4 protein-coding genes are annotated in these 3018 nt (G+C 73.5%); all 4 read left to right on the forward strand.

Features of this window, described 5'->3' with window-relative positions:
* The first annotated feature begins 16 nt into the window (after positions 1–16).
* Positions 17–103 carry a hypothetical protein gene (locus FNQ90_RS27535; protein ID WP_228471357.1) on the forward strand — a complete coding sequence of 29 codons (87 nt, stop codon included), beginning with the start codon at positions 17–19 and terminating at the stop codon, positions 101–103.
* The gene (locus tag FNQ90_RS17980) at positions 94–903 is read left to right on the forward strand and encodes a glycerophosphodiester phosphodiesterase (protein WP_323380037.1); all 810 of its coding nucleotides are present in this window, start codon (positions 94–96) and stop codon (positions 901–903) included. Before FNQ90_RS27535 ends, FNQ90_RS17980 begins: the two co-directional genes overlap by 10 nt.
* A gap of 369 nt (positions 904–1272) precedes the next feature.
* Complete coding sequence (locus tag FNQ90_RS17985; RefSeq protein WP_194432654.1) at positions 1273–1614, forward strand: ATP-binding protein; 342 nt, start codon at positions 1273–1275, stop codon at positions 1612–1614.
* A 47-nt stretch (positions 1615–1661) separates the two neighbouring features.
* Positions 1662–2630, forward strand: coding sequence for a DUF5926 family protein (locus tag FNQ90_RS17990; protein ID WP_182607321.1), 969 nt, complete (start codon positions 1662–1664; stop codon positions 2628–2630).
* Positions 2631–3018 lie beyond the last annotated feature (388 nt).

The raw sequence follows: 3018 nt of genomic DNA on the forward strand, positions 1-3018 counted from the left end.
GGAGTGCGACGTGCGGATGACGGCCGACGGTCATCTGGTGTGCGTGCACGACCGGCGCGTGAACCGGGTCCCCCGGCCGAAGGGCGCGGTCCGATCGCGGTGATCGCGCACCGGGGCGCGTCGCGGTACGCCCCCGAGCACACGCCGGCGGCGTACCGGCGGGCCATCGCGGAGGGTGCGGACGCGTTGGAGTGCGACGTGCGGATGACGGCCGACGGTCATCTGGTGTGCGTGCACGACCGGCGCGTGAACCGGGTCTCCGACGGGCGCGGGGCGGTCTCGGCGATGGAGTTGGCGGAGCTGTCGGAGCTGGATTTCGTCTCCTGGAAGGCACCCGCCGAAGACCTGCCGGAGGAACCGGATCGGGAGGACGAGGGGGAGCGGGGGGTGCTGACGCTGGACCGGCTGCTGCGGCTGGTGACGGAGGCGGACCGGCCGGTGGGATTGTCGATCGAGACGAAGCAGCCCTCGAAGTGGCGGGGCGAGGTGGAGCGTCGTCTGGTGGAGGCGCTGGATCGGTGTCCGATACCGGGACCGGTGCGGGTGATGAGTTTCTCGGCACGTTCGTTGCAACGGACCCGGGCGCTGGCCCCGGGGCTGCCGACGGTGTACCTGATGCACTTCCTGCTGCCCCGGCACCGGGGCGGACGGCTGCCGGTGGGTGCCTCGATCGCGGGGCCGTCGATCCGGGTGCTGCGCCGGGATCCGGGGTACGTGGCGCGGGCTCGGGCGGCCGGGCACCGGGTGCACGTGTGGACGGTGGACGAACCGGCGGACGTGGATCTGTGCGTGCGGCTGGGGGTGGACGCGATCATCACCAACCGGCCGGGGGAGGTGCGGGAGCGGCTGGGCCCGATCGCGGGGCCCGACGGGTCCGCGGGGCCCGAGGGGGCACAGCCGTGACGACGGCGCGTCCCGGGGCGCCGGTGGGGGCGCGACCCGGAGGAGGAAACGGACCGAATCGGACACGTTCGGGCGGAGTGATCGGACCGAAATGAACAATAGGTGGACGATGAGGTTTTTGTTTGCCTACGCTCCGCGGGGTGGCCGGTTCGAATCGATTCCGCTCGGTTCCGGCCACGAGGGAACGTAACGAAGCCGGCACCGGATCCGGCAGGGTCGGTTTCCCGGCATCGGCGAAAGGGCACGACTCGGGTGGCGTGGGGTAAGGAGGTATCGGGGGTGGCAACGGTGGTCACACAGCACGTGCCGGCGTCCGCGTCCGTGTCGGTACCCCACGGCCCATCGGGCCCGGGGTTGGCGCGGCGGAGGATGCGGCGGGATCTGCGCACGGCCGGGGTGCCGGAGGCGGTCGTCGACGACGCCGTCCTGGTGCTCACGGAACTTTTGAGCAACGCCTGCCGGCACGCCCGGCCGCTGGAGGGCGAGCGGGTGCGCGCGACCTGGCACCACGACCGCGCCGGCGAGGTGACGGTCTCCGTCACCGACGGCGGCGGCCCGACCCTGCCGCGCACGGCGGCCCCATCGATCTCCGCCCGGGGCGGTCGGGGTTTGACGATCATCGGTTCGCTGACCCGGGACTGGGGTGTCCTGGAGGGTGATCCGTCCGGGGGCGTCACGGTCTGGGCGGTGCTTCCCGCGCACGCCCGTTAGGCTCGGCCGGACTCCGTCCGCACCGAGATCCGAGAGAGCCGCTCCGCATGGCCAAGAAGCGCCGCCCCCAGAAGTCCACCGGCACCGCGCAGCGCACCGGCGGGGAGATCCCCGTCGTCGGCGCGCGGGAGCCCTGCCCCTGCGGCTCCGGCCGCCGCTACAAGGCGTGTCACGGCCGGGAGGGCGCGAAGGCCGCGGCCGAACTCGTCCGTCGCCCCTTCGAGGGGCTGCGCGGGGAGTGCGACTGGGTGGCCCTGCGCGAGTTGGTCCCCGCCGCGACGGTGGAGCTGCGGCTGCGGGACGGGCTGCCCGCGGGCGTGCCCTCCCTGACCCTGGCCACGGTGCTGCCGATGGCGTGGCCGGCCCTGCGTCGCGACGACGGTTCCGTGCTGATCGCCCTGCAGAACGACACGCCGACCGGCGACCTGAGCCGGGACCTGGCCGAGGTTCTGCTGCGCGCCCTGGAGGGCAAGCCTGGTGAGCCGGTGACGCCCGCTTCGGGTGCCTCCGATGGGCCGCGCCTGCAGGACCTGCTGGACCCGGAGGCCCCGTTCGAGCCCCGGGTGCACCCCGGTTTCGAGTTCTGGCTGGACGACGCGCAGGCGGCGACCGGCCCGGTGGCCGCCTCGCTGGAGCGGGCCAACGAGGCCGCCGTGCCGACCGCGCGGCTGGCGGGAGTCGAGGCGGCCTACTGGTGCGAGGTGCCGGGCCGCAACCACCTGCGCTGGGTGATGCCGCACGAGGAGGACACCCTGCTCGACGCGTTGGCCCGGCTGCACTCCGCCGGGACGTCGGGGCTCGGCGAGGGTACCCGGCTGGTGGGCTCCTTCCGGGCCCACGGCCTGACGGTGCCGGTGTGGGACCTGCCGTCCTCGATGGGTGCCGAGGAGTGCGAGAAGCCCGCCGCCTCCTTCGGCGAACGGCTGTCCGAGGCGCTGGCGCAGACGTCCCCGCTGACCGCCGAGGAGCGGCGCGCACGCAGCGGCCTGACCAACCGTCAGGTCACCCTGAACTGACCGAACCCCCGCCACGAGTCCTCAACCACCTTGTGGGAAAAGGGTGTTGATGTTGGGGCGGCGCGCGGGGAAAGCGCGTCCGGGGCGTCGGGAAACCGCGAACCGCTCCCCCGGTCTCCTGTGATTCGACTCACAGGAGGCCGGTAACGGCTGTCAGGGGGCCCGGGTTCGGCCGTCCGTCGTCCCGCGGGATTTGCTAATCGCCGAGGAGTTGTTACCTTTCAGTTGAGCCCGGTCGCTGGTGCATCCCCCGTCGCCAGCGGCCGGGTTCCTCGGTGTTGGGAGCCGTCGCGTTCCGCCCGGCCCCGCAGGCCCCCGGGGAACGCCTCGAGGACCCGTGGGACTCACGAGGACCCCCGCCCGGCCGCGGCCCGGGCGCTCCCCCACG

The organism is Streptomyces alkaliphilus (assembly GCF_014141535.1).
Lineage (GTDB): Bacteria > Actinomycetota > Actinomycetes > Streptomycetales > Streptomycetaceae > Streptomyces > Streptomyces alkaliphilus.